15 protein-coding genes and 1 tRNA gene are annotated in these 16938 nt (G+C 65.6%); 11 read left to right on the top strand and 5 right to left on the bottom strand.

The window, feature by feature from the left end:
* Nucleotides 1-134: 134 nt before the first annotated feature.
* On the bottom strand, nt 135-2705 hold the full coding sequence (gene pepN, locus AC2TZ7_RS14995) for an aminopeptidase N (protein ID WP_489864836.1): 2571 nt from the start codon (nt 2703-2705) through the stop codon (nt 135-137).
* A 215-nt stretch (nt 2706-2920) separates the two neighbouring features.
* Between pepN and AC2TZ7_RS14990 the strand changes: the two genes are divergently transcribed.
* The 9 genes from AC2TZ7_RS14990 (at nt 2921) to AC2TZ7_RS14950 (ending at nt 11493) form a co-directional block, all read left to right on the top strand.
* The gene (locus AC2TZ7_RS14990) at nt 2921-3055 is read left to right on the top strand and encodes a hypothetical protein (RefSeq protein ID WP_489864835.1); all 135 of its coding nucleotides are present in this window, start codon (nt 2921-2923) and stop codon (nt 3053-3055) included.
* A 167-nt stretch (nt 3056-3222) separates the two neighbouring features.
* Complete coding sequence (locus AC2TZ7_RS14985; protein WP_489864834.1) at nt 3223-5388, top strand: malate synthase G; 2166 nt, start codon at nt 3223-3225, stop codon at nt 5386-5388.
* Nucleotides 5385-5807: a GlcG/HbpS family heme-binding protein gene (locus tag AC2TZ7_RS14980; RefSeq protein ID WP_078547435.1), complete on the top strand. Its 423-nt coding sequence runs from the start codon at nt 5385-5387 to the stop codon at nt 5805-5807. Before AC2TZ7_RS14985 ends, AC2TZ7_RS14980 begins: the two co-directional genes overlap by 4 nt.
* A 155-nt stretch (nt 5808-5962) precedes the next feature.
* A complete protein-coding gene (gene argS, locus AC2TZ7_RS14975) occupies nt 5963-7708 on the top strand; it encodes an arginine--tRNA ligase (protein ID WP_489864833.1) in 1746 nt (581 codons plus the stop codon).
* A gap of 74 nt (nt 7709-7782) precedes the next feature.
* On the top strand, nt 7783-8829 hold the full coding sequence (locus AC2TZ7_RS14970) for an SPOR domain-containing protein (protein WP_489864832.1): 1047 nt from the start codon (nt 7783-7785) through the stop codon (nt 8827-8829).
* Nucleotides 8829-9830: a beta-N-acetylhexosaminidase gene (gene nagZ, locus AC2TZ7_RS14965; protein ID WP_489864831.1), complete on the top strand. Its 1002-nt coding sequence runs from the start codon at nt 8829-8831 to the stop codon at nt 9828-9830. The genes AC2TZ7_RS14970 and nagZ overlap by 1 nt, the downstream gene beginning before the upstream one ends.
* The gene (locus AC2TZ7_RS14960; RefSeq protein ID WP_078522820.1) at nt 9823-10605 is read left to right on the top strand and encodes a segregation and condensation protein A; all 783 of its coding nucleotides are present in this window, start codon (nt 9823-9825) and stop codon (nt 10603-10605) included. The genes nagZ and AC2TZ7_RS14960 overlap by 8 nt, the downstream gene beginning before the upstream one ends.
* Complete coding sequence (gene scpB / locus AC2TZ7_RS14955; RefSeq protein ID WP_078547427.1) at nt 10602-11267, top strand: SMC-Scp complex subunit ScpB; 666 nt, start codon at nt 10602-10604, stop codon at nt 11265-11267. Before AC2TZ7_RS14960 ends, scpB begins: the two co-directional genes overlap by 4 nt.
* Nucleotides 11268-11277: 10 nt before the next feature.
* Nucleotides 11278-11493 carry a hypothetical protein gene (locus AC2TZ7_RS14950; protein WP_489864830.1) on the top strand — a complete coding sequence of 72 codons (216 nt, stop codon included), beginning with the start codon at nt 11278-11280 and terminating at the stop codon, nt 11491-11493.
* 65 nt (nt 11494-11558) lie between these two features.
* On the opposite strand, the gene AC2TZ7_RS14945 is transcribed toward AC2TZ7_RS14950, so the two are convergent.
* Entirely contained in the window at nt 11559-12560 is a 1002-nt protein-coding gene (locus AC2TZ7_RS14945) for an aldo/keto reductase (protein WP_489864829.1), read from the bottom strand.
* A 47-nt stretch (nt 12561-12607) separates the two neighbouring features.
* On the bottom strand, nt 12608-13450 hold the full coding sequence (locus AC2TZ7_RS14940; RefSeq protein ID WP_489864828.1) for an AAA family ATPase: 843 nt from the start codon (nt 13448-13450) through the stop codon (nt 12608-12610).
* 238 nt (nt 13451-13688) lie between these two features.
* Between AC2TZ7_RS14940 and dksA the strand changes: the two genes are divergently transcribed.
* Both dksA and AC2TZ7_RS14930 read left to right on the top strand, forming a co-directional pair.
* Complete coding sequence (gene dksA / locus AC2TZ7_RS14935; protein ID WP_075775492.1) at nt 13689-14111, top strand: RNA polymerase-binding protein DksA; 423 nt, start codon at nt 13689-13691, stop codon at nt 14109-14111.
* 123 nt (nt 14112-14234) lie between these two features.
* Complete coding sequence (locus AC2TZ7_RS14930) at nt 14235-15407, top strand: FAD-dependent monooxygenase (protein ID WP_489864827.1); 1173 nt, start codon at nt 14235-14237, stop codon at nt 15405-15407.
* A 265-nt stretch (nt 15408-15672) separates the two neighbouring features.
* Here the strand turns inward: AC2TZ7_RS14930 and AC2TZ7_RS14925 are convergent, their stop codons facing one another.
* Both AC2TZ7_RS14925 and AC2TZ7_RS14920 read right to left on the bottom strand, forming a co-directional pair.
* Complete coding sequence (locus AC2TZ7_RS14925; RefSeq protein WP_489864826.1) at nt 15673-16755, bottom strand: 2'-deoxycytidine 5'-triphosphate deaminase; 1083 nt, start codon at nt 16753-16755, stop codon at nt 15673-15675.
* Between the two features lie 61 nt (nt 16756-16816).
* Nucleotides 16817-16894, bottom strand: a tRNA-Pro gene (locus AC2TZ7_RS14920).
* Nucleotides 16895-16938 lie beyond the last annotated feature (44 nt).

The following is a 16938-nucleotide window of genomic DNA, read 5'->3' as shown; positions in this document are numbered from 1 at the left end:
CCCATCCGCGAAATTGCGTGCCGCCCGCATGGCGCGGGCGTCCGCGTTTCGTAGTTCGAGAACCCGGCACGGATGGGCCGAGAATGCGGCCAATCCGTGGTGAGATGGGCGCGCCCGCGGGCGCTGAGCGGAAATCAGCCCAAGAGACGCTGCGTCATCTCCGACAGGTCGCGGCTGAGGCCCGGTTGGGCGGCGATCCGTTCCAACTCGCTGCGCATCTTTTCGCGCCGGCCTTCGTCATAGCGAGTCCACGTCTCGAAAGCGGTGGACATGCGGGCTGCGACCTGCGGATTGACCGGATCGAGTTTGAGCAGCCAATCGGCATAGAAGCGATAGCTCGTCCCGTCCGCGCGGTGGAAGCCCGCGTGATTGCCCGAAAGCCCCGCCATCAATGCCCGGAAGCGGTTCGGCGTCTTCCATGTGAAGAGCGGATCGCGGGTCAGCGCCTCGGCGCGCTCCAGCGCCATCTCTGGCGGGCAATTGGCCAGCTGGACGAGGAACCACTTGTCCATCACCAGCCGGTCGCCCTGCCAGCGGTCGCGGAATTCGGCCATGGCCGCGGCGTCCTGCCCGGTCTGCACCAGAGCTGCGAGCGCGCCGAGGCTTTCGGTCATGTTCTCGGCCGAGGCGAATAGCGCCCCCGCCCGTGCCCCGCCGTCGATGCGGTTCAAAAGCCGCAGGACCGCAAGGCGCAGCGCCCGCGGACCGGCCTGCTCGGGATCGGAGCTATAGGGGCCCGTCGCTTCGGTGCTGGTGAAGATCTCGGCCAGAAGCGTCTTATGCGCATTTGCCAGATCGCGGGCGAGCCCTTCGCGCGCCGCGTAGATCGCCGCCGGATCGGGCGTCTCGCCCTGATCGTAGAGCGCCTGCGCGATGCTGTCCTCGGAGGGCAGGTTCAGGCACAGCGCACGGAAGGCCGGATCGGCGGTCTCGTCGCGCAGCAGCGCCCCGATCGCATCGGAGAAGGACGCGTCGGACTCCTGTCCCAGTACGCGCCCGATCAGCACTTTCTGGGCCAGCGCGCGGCCGGCTTCCCAGCGGTTGAACGGGTCGCGGTCATGGGTCAGCAGGAAGGCCAGCTCGGACGTGTCGGCGTCGCGCTCCAGCCGCACGGGGGCGGAAAAGTCGCGCAGGATCGAGGGCACGGGGCGCGTCGCGAGCCCGTCGAAGGTGAAGCTCTGTTTCGCCTCGGTCATCTCCAGAATGGTGGAGGGCACGACCTCGTCGCCATTCTCGGACAGAAGGCCGACTTCGATCGGAATGTGGCGCGGCAGCTTCTCCGGCTGGCCCGGCGTGGGGCGCGTTTCCTGTTCGAATTCAAGCGTGTATGTGCCGTCCTTGAAGCTGTCGCGCACCCGCAGGGTCGGCGTGCCCGCATCGGTATACCAGCGCTTGAACTGGCTCAGATCGCGGCCCGAGCTGTCCTCGAAGACCTTCAGCCAGTCCTCGATCGTGCAGGCTTGCCCGTCATGGCGCTCGAAATAGAGATCAAGCGCGGCGCGGTAGCCCTCGTGGCCGAGCAAGCGATGCAGCATCCCCACGATCTCGGCGCCCTTCTCGTAGACGGTCGCGGTGTAGAAGTTGTTGATCTCGCGGTAATGATCGGGGCGCGGCGGGTGCGACAGCGGGCCGCGATCCTCGCGGAACTGCCGCCCGCGCAGCGCCAGCACATCGTCGATCCGCTTCGTCGCATGGCCGCGCATGTCGCCGGTGAACTGCTGATCGCGATAGACCGTCAGCCCTTCCTTCAGGCACAGCTGGAACCAGTCGCGGCAGGTGATCCGGTTGCCGGTCCAGTTGTGGAAATACTCATGCGCGATGATGCCCTCGATACGCTCGTAATCGGCATCGGTCGCGGTCTCGGGCGAGGCGAGAACCCATTTGGAGTTGAAGATGTTCAGCCCCTTGTTCTCCATCGCGCCCATATTGAAGTCATCGACGGCCACGATGTTGAAAATGTCCAAGTCGTATTCGCGCCCGTAAGCCTCTTCGTCCCAACGCATCGAGCGGTGGAGCGCCTGCAGGGCGAAGTCGCAGCGATCCTCGTCGCCCGGACGGACCCAGATATTCGTCGCGACCTCGCGGCCCGACATCGTGGTGAATGTGCCTGAATGCGCGCGCAGATCGCCCGCGACCAGCGCGAAGAGATAGGCGGGCTTGGGCCACGGATCGACCCATTCGGCATAGCCGTCGCGGCTCTCGACGAGATCGCCATTCGCCAGCAGCACCGGCTGGTCGCCGGTGATCGTGACGTGGAAGCGCGCCATCACATCGGGGCGGTCCGGGTAGAAGGTGATCTTGCGGAAGCCCTCGGCCTCGCATTGCGTGCAATACATGCCGTTTGACATATAAAGCCCTTCCAGCGCGGTATTCTTCGACGGTGCGATCCGCGTAACGGTTTCCAGCGTGAAGGGCTGCGAGGGCAGAACATGCGCCGGGATCGTCAGGCCCGTCTTGCTCAGTTCGTAGTCGTCAGGCGTCAGCGCCCGCCCGTCCACTGCGACCGAAACAAGCTCCAGATCTTCGCCATCGAGTTCCAGCGCGGCCGCCTCCTGCCGGGGCGAGAAGGAAAGACCCGCGCGCACTTCGGTCGCATCCGGGTCGAGCGTGAAATCAAGCCGCACGGTCTCGAGGGTGAAGGGGTAGGGGCGGTAGTCGCTCAGGCGCTTGGCAGGGGCTTCGGCAGCCGTCAGTTCAGCGGACATTCTAACGATATTCCTAATTAACTTCGGGTTATTTCAGGTGGAGTGCGCCCGCGCGAAAGCAAGTTCGCCTTTGCGTGAGCAGCGCCTCTCGTGACGGGCGGGCGCGATCCGATCTTGGTGTCGCACTCCCGCAGCTGGCGGCACAGTATCCGCCCCACTCGGGGTTTTCAAAGCGGTTTCGCGGACCGCTCGGAGAGACGCGGGTGGCGCGCCGGGTGAACCCGAAGCGGGAGGGCTGCGTTCCCTTGGGTGAAGGGGGGCTGTCCACCACGCAAGCGCCCGAGACGACCGGCGTCGGCACTGCTGAAAGCAATGGCGACGCGACCGAGGCCGACCCGATCCAGCAGTGAGCTCGGACGGGTCTCGCGCGCCTGCGTTGCCCACGTTTCCGTGAGCCGCTGAGCTTTTTGCGCCCATTCACCGTCTTAGCGTCTTCCCGCGCGCTGACGCCAATCCGCTGGACATTCTCGTCCAGCGGTTTCATCTAGTACGCGTCTAAGAAAACCGGGAGGGCACAATGGCACAGCGGGTCGCACGTAACGAACTGCAGGTGGCGGTCGAACTGGCCGCCTTCATCGAGGATCAGGCTTTGCCGGGAACCGGCGTCGCGCCGGAGCGCTTCTGGGAGGGGCTGTCGGACCTGCTGCATACGCAGGGACAGAAGAACCGCGCGCTGCTGGAGACGCGCGAGGCGATCCAGTCCAAGCTCGACGACTGGCACGCGCATCACCGCGCCGAAGGCTTTGATTTCGAAGATTATAAATCCTTTCTGCAAGAGATCGGCTACCTCCTGCCGGAAGGCGACGACTTCAAGATCGAGACGCCGGAAACCGATCCCGAATTCGCCGCCGTCTGCGGTCCGCAGCTTGTCGTGCCGATCACCAATGCGCGCTATGCGCTCAACGCCGCGAATGCGCGCTGGGGCAGCCTTTACGATGCGCTCTACGGCACCGATGCGCTTGGCGATCTGCCGCAGGGCAAGGGCTATGACCCCGAGCGTGGCGCCCGCGTGATCGAGCGCGCGAAGGCATTTCTCGACGAGGCAGTGCCGCTTGCAGGCGGTAGCTGGACCGGTGTGACCGCGCTGCGCGTCGAGAACGGCGTCTTCTTCGTGGAGAACGCGGTGGGCGAAACGGGGCTGGCCGATCCGGCGCAGTTCCTCGGCTTCAACATCTCCGACGAGGGCGCGCTGTCCGAAGTTCTGCTGGAAAATAACGGTCTGCATCTCGTGATCGAGATCGACCCGACCACCGAGGTCGGTCAGGCCGATCCCGCCGATATCGCCGATGTCATCCTTGAGGCCGCGATCAGCACGATCATGGATTGCGAGGACTCGGTCGCCTGTGTCGATGCCGAGGACAAGGTTCAGGCCTATGGCAACTGGCTGGGCCTGATGAAGGGCGATCTGCGCGAAAACGTCCTGAAGAACGGCGAGAAGACGGTCCGGCGGCTCGAAGGCGATTACCAGTTCACCGGTGGCGGTGGCGAGAAGGTCACGCTGAAGGGCCGCTCGCTGATGCTGGTGCGCAATGTCGGCCACCTGATGACCACGCCCGCAATCCTGACCCGCGATGGCGAAGAAGCCTTCGAGGGGCTGATGGACGCGATGGTCACCACGCTTTGCGCGATGCATGACCTCAAGAAGACCGAAGGCCCGCGCAACTCGGTCACCGGCTCGGTCTATGTGGTGAAGCCGAAGATGCACGGCCCCGAAGAGGTCGCCTTCGCGACCGAGATCTTCGACAAGGTCGAAGAGGTTCTGGGCCTGCCGCGCTATACCGTGAAGCTGGGCATCATGGACGAGGAGCGCCGCACCTCGGTCAATCTCAAGGAATGCATCCGCGCCGCGAAGAACCGCGTGGCCTTCATCAACACGGGCTTCCTCGATCGCACGGGCGACGAGATCTACACCTCGATGCAGGCCGGTCCGATGCTCGCCAAGGGCGAGATGAAGGGCCAGCCGTGGATCGAAGCCTATGAGGATCGCAACGTCGATATCGGGCTGGCCTGCGGGCTCGCCGGCAAGGCGCAGATCGGCAAAGGCATGTGGGCGATGCCCGACCGGATGGCCGATATGCTCGAGGCCAAGGTCAATCACCCGCTCGCGGGTGCGAACTGCGCCTGGGTGCCGTCGCCGACGGCGGCCACGCTGCATGCCACGCATTACCACAAGGTCGATGTGAAGCGTCGCCAGCAGGAGATCGCCGCGATGAACCGCCCGGCGCGGCTCGACGATCTGCTGACGATCCCGCTCGCACGCGGCAAGAACTACTCGGAAGAGGAAATCCGCACCGAGATCGAGAACAACGCGCAAGGCATCCTCGGCTATGTCGTGCGCTGGGTCGATCAGGGGGTGGGCTGCTCCAAGGTGCCCGACATCCACGACGTCGGTCTGATGGAAGACCGCGCGACCTGCCGGATTTCCAGTCAGGCGATCGCGAACTGGCTCGAACATGGGCTGGTCAGCGAAGGTCAGGTGATGGAGGCGCTGCGCAAGATGGCCGAGGTCGTCGACCGCCAGAACGAGGGCGATCCGAACTACCGCCCGATGGCGCCCGGCTATGACGGCTTCGCGTTCCAGGCGGCGTGTGATCTGTGCTTCCTGGGTACGGTCCAGCCCTCGGGTTATACGGAACCGGTGCTGCATCAGCGCCGCCTGCAAGTGAAGGAGGAACGCGCATGATCACGCTCGAACAAGCGCAGAAGATGATCGACACCGCGCTCGCGCAAGGTGTGGAAGACGAACTGAAACCGCTCTCGGCGATCGTGCTGGATGCGGGCGGCCACCCGCTGGCTTTCGCGCGCGCCGATGGCGCCGCGCCGGGCCGGTTCGAGATCGCGCGCGCCAAGGCTTATGGCGCGGTGATGCTGGGCATGGGCGGCAAGGCGCAGATGGCGCGGGCCGAAGCGCAGGCCTATTTCATGGCTGCGGTGAACGGCATCTATGACGGCAAGACCTGCCCGGTGCCCGGCGGCGTGCTGATCCGCGACGAGAGCGGGGCGGTGATCGGCGCGATGGGCGTCACCGGCGATACCTCGGACAATGATGCGAAAGTGGCCGTGGCCGGGATCGAGGCTGCGGGCTTCACCGCCGAGGACTGATCCTCTCGCAAGGTTCGATTTCGGGCGGTCCGGCAGACGATGCCGGGCCGCCCGCGTCGTCTTGGCCCCCGCTCGGGCCCCGCTCTGCCCGCGCTCGGGCCATTGACGCGCCCGGCGCGCTCTGGCAGGGGAGAGCGCAAATAAGGACAATGAGAATGCACCTGTTTTCCGACATCCGCGCCGCGGTGATTGCGGCACTTGATCAGATGGTTTCCGAGGGCGCGCTGCCCGAGGGGCTGGACTACGCAAACGTCGCGGTGGAGCCGCCGCGCGATCCGCTGCATGGCGACATGGCGACCAACGCCGCGATGGTGCTGGCCAAGCCCGCCAAATCGAAGCCGCGCGACATCGCCGAGACGCTGGCGGGCAAGCTGGCCGCAGATGACCGGATTGTCAGCGCCGATGTGGCCGGTCCCGGTTTCATCAACCTGCGCCTCGATCCGAAGGTCTGGGCGGATGTGACCCACGCCGTGCTCAAAGAGGGCGCGGATTACGGGCGTTCCGATCTGGGTAAGGGCGTGAAGGTCAACGTGGAATATGTCTCCGCGAACCCCACCGGCCCGATGCATGTGGGCCATACGCGCGGCGCGGTCTTCGGCGATGCGCTGGCGAGCCTGCTGGATTTCGCGGGCTACGACGTCACGCGCGAATATTACATCAACGATGGCGGCGCGCAGGTCGATGTGCTCGCGCGTTCCGCTTACGAGCGTTACCGCGAAGCCTGTGGCCTCGAGCCGGAAATCCGCGAGGGGCTCTATCCCGGCGATTACCTGATCCCGGTCGGCGAGGCGATCAAGGCGAAGTATGGCGAGAGCCTGCTCGACAAGCCCGAGGAAGACTGGCTCGAAGATATCCGCGAATTCGCGACCGAGCAGATGATGGAGATGATCCGCGGGGATCTCGCCTGTCTCGGCGTGAAGATGGACGTGTTCTCCTCCGAGAAATCGCTTTACGGCACCGGCCAGATCGAAGCGGCGCTGAAGCGGCTCGAGGATATGGGTCTGATCTACGAAGGCGTGCTGGACCCGCCGAAGGGCAAGCTGCCCGAGGATTGGGAAGAGCGCGAGCAGACGCTGTTCCGCTCGACCGATTATGGCGATGACGTGGATCGTCCGGTGAAGAAGTCGGATGGTTCCTGGACCTATTTCGCCCCCGATATCGCCTATCACTGGACCAAGATCGACCGTGGTTACGACCTGCTGATCGACGTCTTCGGCGCCGACCATGGCGGCTATGTGAAGCGTATGAAGGCAGCCGTTGCGGCGCTGTCCGATCGCAAGGTGACGCTTGATATCAAGCTGATCCAACTGGTGAAGCTGTTCAAGAATGGCGAGCCCTTCAAGATGTCGAAGCGCGCGGGCACGTTTGTCACGCTGCGCGACGTGGTGGAGCAGGCGGGCGCGGATGTGACCCGCTTCCACATGCTCACCCGCAAGAACGACGCGCCGCTGGATTTCGATTTCGACAAGGTGCTGGAGCAGTCCAAGGACAACCCGGTCTTCTACGTCCAATATGCCCATGCCCGGGTCTGCTCGGTGCTGCGCAAGGCGGCGGAAGCTGGCTGGGACATGTCCGACGCACGTCTGGCCGAGGTCGATCTGTCCGGCGACTGGCATCCGTCCGAGCTGGAACTGGTCAAGAAGATCGCCGAATGGCCGCGTCTTCTGGAGATCGCGGCGCGCGCGAACGAGCCGCACCGGGTGGCGTTCTACCTCTACGATCTCGCGTCCGACCTGCACAGCCTGTGGAACCGTGGCAATGACGAGCCGGCCCTGCGCTTCCTGCAGGAGGGCAACGAGGCCGCATCGGCGGCGAAAATCGCCCTTGCCCGTGCCAGCGCCGTTGTCATTTCCGCCGGTCTTGGTATTCTTGGCGTGACCCCGGCTGAAGAGATGCGATAAACGCACGCCGCCGGGAACAGGCAAATTCCGGGTCAACCGGGCAAGGCCGGGCAACCGGCGGCGAGGCGACGAGCATGACGACCTACGACTACCGCGAGAGTGGGGGTTACGGGCATGAACACCCGCAGCCCCATTACGCGTATCCCGAAGATCCCGCTCCTGAACGTGCGCCACGCGTCGTGTCGCGCTGGGTCAATGTGGCCGGCGCGCTGACATCCGTGGCTATGATCGCGGGTCTGGTGGTCTGGGGCTACAAGCTGGCGATGCGTGATCTCAACGGCGTGCCGGTGATCCGCGCGATGGACGGGCCCGCCCGGATCGCGCCCGAGGATCCGGGCGGCGAACTTGCGCGCCATACCGGTCTTGCGGTGAACGATGTCGCTGGCACGGGGCAGGCGGCGCCTGCGCCCGAGAAAGTGACGCTCGCGCCCAGCCCGGAAGGCTTCACCGACGATGACAAGCCGATGGGCGAGCTGGCGGCTCAGGCCAAGGTGGCTGGCGATGAGGCCAACACTGCGGCCAATCCGGCCGTGGAGGCGGCGATCGCGGCGCTCGAGCCTGCTGCGCTCAATGCCGATCCCTCGCAGGTGAAGGACGCGCCCGACATTCCCGTCAAGCCCGCGCTGATGAGCCCGGCCATGCCTGAGACGCGCCCCGACGCGGTCGCGCAGGAGGCCGCACCCGAGAGCGACACGGTCAGCGGCGTGATCCCGGCCTCGGTGCCGGGCGTTTCGCGCTCGCCGCGCCCGCAGGCCAAGCCGATGCGCGATCAGCTTCTGGCGGCGGCGCTGGAGCAGGCGGTGACGAAGCAGATGTCCTCCGGTCAGGCCGAGGCGGGCGTCGTTGACATCAATCCTGCGGATCTGGCGGCGGGCACGCGCCTCGTGCAGCTTGGCGCCTTCGACACCGAGGCCGCGGCCAAGGGCGAATGGGACCGCATCGCCAAGCGCTTCGATGCGCTGATGTCCGGCAAGAAGCGCGTCGTTCAGAAGGCGAGCTCCGGCGGGCGCGATTTCTATCGCCTGCGCGTCGCGGGCTTCGACGACGTGACCGAAGCGCGCCAGTTCTGCGCCGCCCTCGTGGCCGAGCGGCAGAACTGCATCCCGACGCAGGCGCGCTGATGGGCGTCGCCGCGATCTTCGGCTGCGAGGGGACCGAGCTCTCCGCGCGTGAACGCGATTTCTTCCGCGAGGCCGACCCGTGGGGCTTCATCCTGTTCTCGCGCAATATCGACACGCCCGAGCAGGTCGCCCGGCTGACCGATGCGCTGCGCGGGGCCGTAGGGCGCGATGCGCCGGTGCTTATCGATCAGGAAGGCGGCCGGGTGCAGCGGCTGCGTGGGCCGCAATGGCGCGAATGGCTGCCCCCGCTGGAGCAGGCGAAGCGGGCAGGGGCGCAGGCGCCGCGCTCGTTCTGGCTGCGCTCGCGGATCATGGCGGAGGAGCTGCGCGCGGTCGGCATCGACGTGAACTGCGCGCCCACCTGCGATATCGCGGGAATTCTGACCCATCCTTTCCTGCAAAACCGTTGTCTGGGCGAGGACGCCGCCACCGTGATCGCCAATGCCCGCGCCACGGCCGAGGGGCTGCTGGCAGGCGGCGTGCTGCCGGTGATCAAGCATATTCCGGGCCATGGCCGTGCGATCTCCGACAGCCACAAGGATTTGCCGGTGGTCGAGGCTTCCAAAGCCGATCTGATCGCGCGTGATTTCGCACCCTTCAAGGCGCTCAACGATCTGCCGCTGGGGATGACCGCGCATATCCGCTTCACCGCGCTAGACGATGCCCCCGCGACGCAGAGCGCGAAGATCATTACGATGATCCGTGAAGAGATCGGCTTCGACGGGTTGCTGATGAGCGACGATATCGGGATGGAGGCGCTGGCTGGCGGCTTCGGCACACGCACGGCTGCCGCGCTGGCTGCGGGCTGCGATCTGGTGCTCCATTGCAAGGGCGACATGCCCGCGATGGAGGAGGTGGCGATGGCCGCCCCGGCGATGAGCGAGGCCGCAAAGGCGCGCGCCGAGGCCGCGCTGGACCGGCGCTTGCCGCCCGAGACAGTTGACATGGCCGCGCTCGATGCCGAACTTGAGGCACTCTTGAGCGGCGGCATGGATGAGTGACACCGAAAATCTGTTCGACTCCCAAACGGTAGCGGATCGGCTTCAGGCCGAGGCGCTGATCGTCGATGTCGACGGGTTCGAAGGCCCGCTCGACCTGCTGCTGACGCTTTCGCGCAGCCAGAAAGTCGACCTGCGCAAAATCTCCGTGCTGCAACTGGCCGAGCAATATCTGGCCTTCGTCGACCGCGCGAAGGCGCTGCGCATCGAACTGGCCGCCGATTATCTCGTGATGGCGGCGTGGCTCGCCTTCCTGAAATCGCGGCTGCTGCTGCCGCCCGACCCGGAGGCCGAAGGCCCCTCGGCGGAAGATCTGGCCGAGCATCTGGCCTTCCAGCTGGAACGCCTGCAGGCGATGCGCGAGGCGGCGGCGCAGCTGATGGCGCGCGACCGGCTGGGGCGCGACACCTTTGCGCGCGGCATCTCGGAAGAGGTCGAGCGCGTCCGCAAGGTCACCTATTCGGCCTCACTGATGGACCTGATGCAGGCCTATGCGCGCATCCGCACGCGCGATGAGTTCCGCCCCTACGCGTTCGATCGGACCAATGTCTTCACGATGGAGGAGGCGCTGGACCGGATGCGCGGGCTGATCGGTTTCGCGGGCGGCTGGTCGGAGCTGACCACCTTCCTGCCCGATGGCTGGACTGCCGATCCCAAACGCCGACGCTCGGCCACTGCCGCGACCTTCGCGGCCTCGCTGGAGATGGCCAAGCAGGGCCAGATCGAGCTGCGCCAGAGCGATACGTTCCAACCCATTTCGATCCGGAAGAAGACATGAACGACGAGCCGGAACAGACTGAAGAAAAAGAAGAAACCCTCTTTGCGGCACCGCCCATCGCCGAGCAGGAGCGGATGGTCGAAGCGATCCTTTTCGCCTCTGCCGAACCCGTGCGCCTGCGCGAGATGGAAGAGCGGATGCCGCATGGCTGCGACCCCGCCGAGGCGCTCGTGCATCTGCGCAAACGCTACGAGGGGCGCGGCGTGCGCGTGGTGAAGGTCGGCGATGCCTGGGCCGTGCGCACCGCGCCCGATCTCGCCTTCCTGATGCAGAAGGAGACGGTGGAGGAGCGCAAACTGTCCCGCGCCGCCGTCGAGACGCTCGCGATCATCGCCTATCACCAGCCGGTCACCCGCGCCGAGATCGAAGAGATCCGCGGCGTCGCCGTCTCGCGCGGCACGATCGACCAGTTGCTGGAGATGGAATGGATTCGCTTCGGCCGCCGCCGGATGACGCCGGGCCGCCCCGTCACCTTCGTCGTGACGCAGGAATTCCTCGACCAGTTCAGCCTCGAGAGCGCCCGCGATCTGCCGGGCCTCAAGGAGCTGCGCGCCGCCGGTCTGCTGGACTCGCGTCCCCTTCCGGGTGCAGGCTCGGATGACGACGAAGAGGGCGAGGAGGACGAAGCCCAGACCGGCCAGTCCGAGCTGTTCGAGGATTGAGAGGGATCAGATGAACCTCAACCAGATCATCAACATGATCATCCGGATGTTCCTGCGCCGCGGGATCAACTGGGGGATCAACAAGGGCGTCGGCATGGCCTCGAAGCGGGGCGGCAAGGGCAAGAGCGCGGGCCCGATGACGGCGCATGAGCGTAAAGCCCAGCAGGGCGCGCGCGACGCCGTCAAACGGGCACGTAAGGCGGCGCGGATCACGCGGCGCATGTGAACCCATAGAAAAGGGCGCCGCCGGATGGTCCGGGGCACCCTTTCGCATCTTCACGCATTTTACCCTTACTCGGGCGTCGGCGCATCCTTATGGATCAGCCCCGCCGCGCGCAGGTCTTGCCAGAACTCCGCCGGGATCGGCATGTCCATGGCCGCCGCGTCATCGATCGCCTCGTCGGGACGTCCAAGCCCCACGACCACCGTCTGCACCACATCCGGCGCTTTCGCGAATTGCAGCGCGGCCGCGAGCAGGTTCACGCCGTGATCGAAAGCGACCTCTCTCAGGCGGTCGCGCTTCTCCATCCGCTCTTTCGCGATGACGCTGTTCTTGTCGCCGTAGTGATAGCGGTGCAGCCCTGCAAGGAAGCCCGCATTCAGCGCCGAGCCGATGACGAAGCTGTTGCCGTGTTTGCGCGCCGCCGGGAAGACCGTCTCTACCGCGTGGTCATGTTCCACCAGTGAATACTGGCTCGCCATCAGGTGCAGGTCGGGATCGCTATCTTCAATCGATTTCAGGATCGGCTCGGGCCGGTTCACGCCCATGCCCCAAGCCTTGATCACGCCTTGGTCGCGCAGCTCGCAGAGCGTCGCGAAGCAGCCCTCGACCGCCTCGGGCCACAGCTCCAGCCAGTCCTTCGGGAGCGCGCCGTTATCGGGCGAGAGGTCATGCACGAAAACCACGTCGAGACTGTCGAGCCCGGTGCGCTGCAACGTGTCCTCGATCGAACGCAGCGTGCCCTCGCGGCTGTAGTCATAGATCTCGATATTGGGCGAGGGCGCGTAGGGCATGAGCTGCTGGTTGCGATGCTCTGGCCCGGCTTTCAGCAGTCGCCCGACCTTCGAGCTGAGCACGAAGCTCTCGCGCGGCTTGTGATGCAGGAACTGCCCGTAGCGGCGCTCGGCCAGACCGACCCCGTAATGCGGCGCCACGTCGAAATAGCGGATGCCCGCCTCCCATGCGGCTTCGAGCGTGTCCGCCGCCTGCCGGTCGGTCGTGACGCGGAACTCGTTGCCAAGGGCGACGCCGCCCATGCCGATCTGGTGGGGGAGTTTGTATCTGTCGGACATGGGGTCACCTTCTCTTTCGTTGTGAGGGGCCGGATGAGGGCGGGCGTCTACCGCCCCTGCCGCCGCGCCATGAAGGCCAGCCGCTCGAACAGATGCACGTCCTGCTCGTTCTTCAGAAGCGCCCCGTGCAGCTTCGGCAGCAGGCTCGCGCCTTCGCGTTTCAGGTCTTCGGGGTTCAGATCCTCGGCCAGCAGCAGTTTCAGCCAGTCGAGCACTTCGCTCGTCGAGGGTTTCTTCTTCAGGCCCGGCGTTTCGCGGATCTCGTAGAACTGGCTCAGCGCCTCGGTCAGCAGGCGGTCCTTGATGTCGGGGAAGTGGACGGCGACGATGTCTTTCATCACCTCCGGCTCGGGGAAGCGGATGTAGTGGAAGAAGCAGCGGCGCAGGAAGGCGTCGGGCAGTTCCTTCTCGTTGTTCGAGGTGATGATGACGACGGGGCGGTGGGCCGCGCGGATCGTCTCGCCGGTCTCGTAGACGTGGAACTCCATCTTATCGAGTTCCTGCAGCAGGTCGTTGGGGAACTCGATATCGGCCTTGTCGACCTCGTCGATCAGCAGCACGACTTTCTTACCCGCCTCGAAGGCCTGCCAGAGCTTGCCCTTGCGGATGTAGTTCTTCACATCGTTGACGCGTTCGTCGCCCAGCTGGCTGTCGCGCAGCCGGCTCACCGCGTCATATTCGTAAAGCCCCTGCTGCGCCTTGGTGGTGGATTTGATGTTCCACTCGACCATCTCCATCCCGAGGCTCTGCGCCACCTGCCGCGCGAGTTCCGTCTTGCCGGTGCCCGGTTCGCCCTTCACCAGAAGGGGGCGCTCCAGCGCCACGGCGGCATTGACCGCGACGGTCAGATCGGGCGGGGCGACATAGCTGTCGGTCGATTGAAATTGCACGGGGAACACGCTCCGGTTTCGAGATCGCTGCGCAATGATCTTGCGCAAATCGTTTGCAACCTATCTGCGCCAAAATGCTGCCGCAACCCGGGCGTAAGATTTGATGAGGAAACACGCAGTCCGGGTGAATGCGGACGTGACAATACAGTGTTCTTGGGGTATTGCCTCGCCCGAGGAGAGTTGGCCGATGGCGAATGACGATCATGGTGACGCCCCCGGCACGTATGAGAGGGCAGGTATGAGAGCTGAAGTATTCCTTCCGGATGATTATCGTCCGGCCGAGAATGAACCCTTCATGAATGACCGGCAGCTGGAGTATTTCCGCAGAAAGCTTCTGGCGTGGAAGGCCGAACTTCTCGAACAATCCGCTGAAACGCTCGAAGGTCTCGCGGAATCCGCGCGCAACGTTCCCGATATTGCCGATCGCGCCTCCGAGGAAACCGATCGTGCGCTGGAACTGCGCACCCGCGACCGTCAGCGCAAGCTGGTCAGCAAGATCGACTCGGCGCTGCGTCGGATCGAAAATGGCGAATATGGCTATTGCGAGAAGACCGGGGAGCCGATCTCGCTCAAGCGTCTCGATGCGCGTCCGATCGCGACGATGACGCTGGAAGCGCAGGAAAAGCACGAGCGCCGCGAACGGGTGCATCGCGACGACTGATCGCCTGCGCGGACTGCGTGTGGTGATGCACAAAACGCGCGTTGCCTTCGGGCGGGAAGGCGCGCAAAACATTTCGACACCGGCACCGCCAAGGTGCCGGTGTTCGCTTTTGAAGGAGGTCCCATGCTGATCGGGCGCAAGGTTACGGTTCTGGGTGCGGGGATCGCGGGGCTGACGGTAGCGCGGGCTCTGGCGATGCGCGGCGCGGATGTCGAGGTGCTCGAACAGGCCGAAGCGATCCGCGAGGTGGGCGCCGGGCTGCAGGTCTCGCCCAACGGGGCGGCGGTGCTGCGGGCGCTGGGGCTGGGTGAGGCGCTGGAGGCTGCCGGGCCGCGCGCCGAGGCGGTGCGGCTCGTCGATGGCGAGACCGGGAGCCAGGTCGCCAAGCTCGACATGGCGCGGCTGCGCCCCGATGCGGATTACCATTTCGTCCATCGCGCTCGGCTGATCGAATTGCTGGCCGATGGGGCGCGCGAGGCGGGGGTGAAAATCCGCCTGTTGCAACAGATCGAGCGGGTGGACCTGTCCGGGCCGCATCCGGTGCTGCACACCAAGCAGGGCGCCGAGATCGAGACCGACCTGCTGATCGGCGCGGACGGGCTCAACTCCAAGACGCGCGAGGCGCTTAACGGGCGGGTGGCGCCGTTCTTCACCCATCAGGTGGCGTGGCGCGCGCTGGTGCCGTGCGACGATTCCGAGCCGAAGATCGCGCAGGTCTTCATGGGCGCGGGCAAGCATCTGGTGAGCTATCCGCTGGGCCGGGGGCTGCGCAATGTCGTGGCCGTCGAGGAGCGGCATCGCTGGGTCGAGGAAAGCTGGGCACTCGAGGATGACCCGATCAATCTGCGGACCGCCTTCGAGGATTTCTGCCCGACCGTGCGGGGATGGCTCGATCAGGTCGAGAAGGTGAACCTCTGGGGCCTGTTCCGTCACCCCGTGGCCGAGCGCTGGTTCGCGCCCGGTGTCGCGATTCTGGGCGACGCCGCGCATCCGACGCTGCCCTTCCTTGCGCAAGGGGCTGTGATGGCGATGGAGGATGCCTGGGTTCTGGCCGAGGCGCTTGCCAATTACGAGACCGACGACGTGGCCTTCGCCGCCTATCAGAACGCGCGCTGGGATCGCTGCGATCAGATCGTGACTGCTGCGAACAAGAACGCGCGGAACTATCACCTGTCGGGAGCGCCGCGCACCATCGGGCATCTCGCGCTGCGTGCCGCCTCGCGCTTTACGCCGGAGCGGCTGGTGGGGCGGTTCGACTGGATCTATGGCCACGACGTGACGCAGCAGGCGGGGTAGGGCGATGGTGCCCGCCTGAGGGCGCGGGGCGACCAGCCCCGGGCCGCGCCCGACCCTCCCCACGGGAGGGCGCATAGGCGGTGTCAGCGCGGGCTCGACCGACCTGCGGGCTTGCGAGATAAAGTGCCAGGCCACAAAGTGCGCCAATCGCCCACCCGAGGCTCGGGCGCTGCCCTCAGTCGCTACAGAGTCGCTGCCCCGGCCCTTCGCTTGCGCTTCGGGCGTTCGCCGGGCGTCCTTCCACTGGAAGGCCGCTTTTCCCGGCTCACCCCATCCGGAAATGCTTGGCGAGCTTCAGGCCCTGTCCCTGATAGTTCGAGGCGATGTCCTTGCCGTAAAGCTGGCGCGGCTCCTCGGCCATGCGCTCATAGACGAGACGGCCCACGACCTGCCCGTGTTCGAGCGCGAAGGGGGCTTCGTGGCAGCGCACTTCCAACACCCCGCGCGAGCCCGTCCCGCCGGCAGCGCCATGTCCGAAGCCGGGATCGAAGAAGCCCGCATAATGAACGCGGAATTCGCCGACCATCGCCAGATAGGGCGCCATTTCTGCGGCGTGATCGGGCGGGATCGTCACGGCCTCTCGGCTGACGAGGATATAGAACGCGCCGGGATCGAGGATGATGCGGCCATCGGAGGCGCGCACCTCTTCCCAGAAATCGCGGGCCGGGTAATGGCCGATCTTGTCGATGTCGATCACCCCGGTATGGGGCTTGGCGCGGTAGCCCACCAGATCGCCCTCGGCGGGCTTGAGATCGACCGAGAAGCCCAGACCCTCGTCGATCACCGCGGGGCCATCCACAAGCGGCTCCTGCTGATGCAGGATCTTCAGCTCGGCATCGCTGAGCACCGCCTGCCCGGCGCGGAAGCGGATCTGGTTGAGTCGCATTCCCGGCCGCACCAGCACCGAGAAACTGCGCGGGCAGATCTCGGCATAGAGCGGGCCGTTATAGCCTTCGGGGATTCGGTCGAACTCGGTGCCGTCATCGGTGATCAGGCGAGTCAGCAGATCGAGCCGTCCGGTGGAGCTTTTGGCATTGGCGACCGCCGTGACGCCCTCGGGCAGCGCGAGGGTCTCCATCAGCGGCACGAGATAGACGCAGCCCTTTTCCAGCACCACGCCGTCATCGGTCAGCGCCATGCGGTGCATCTCGAAGTCATGCAGGCGGTGCGAGACCTTCGCGCCCTTGCCCGCGAGGAACGAGGCGCGCAGCCGGTAGGCCACGGTGCCGAGCCGCAAATCGAGGCTCGCTGGTTGGATCTGTTCGGGAATGATGGCTGGCTCGGCGGCGATCTCGCCCCGCGAAATCATCTCTTGCAGCATCGTGTCTGGCAGCACGCCGATGGTCATCCGATCCCTCCTCCGGATACACGAACGCCCACCCCGATAAGAGGGTGGGCGTTTGTCGAAATGGTCGGGCTGGCGAGATTCGAACTCACGACCTTCCGTCCCCCAGACGGACGCGCTAACCAAGCTGCGCCACAGCCCGACGAGGGGGATATAGTGCGAACCGGGCGGCGGGTGCAAGCAGTT

This window comes from Thioclava sp. ISO4, assembly GCF_058105145.1.
Note: the sequence above shows the minus strand (reverse complement) of the source record. Positions and strands in the feature narration are given on the sequence as shown.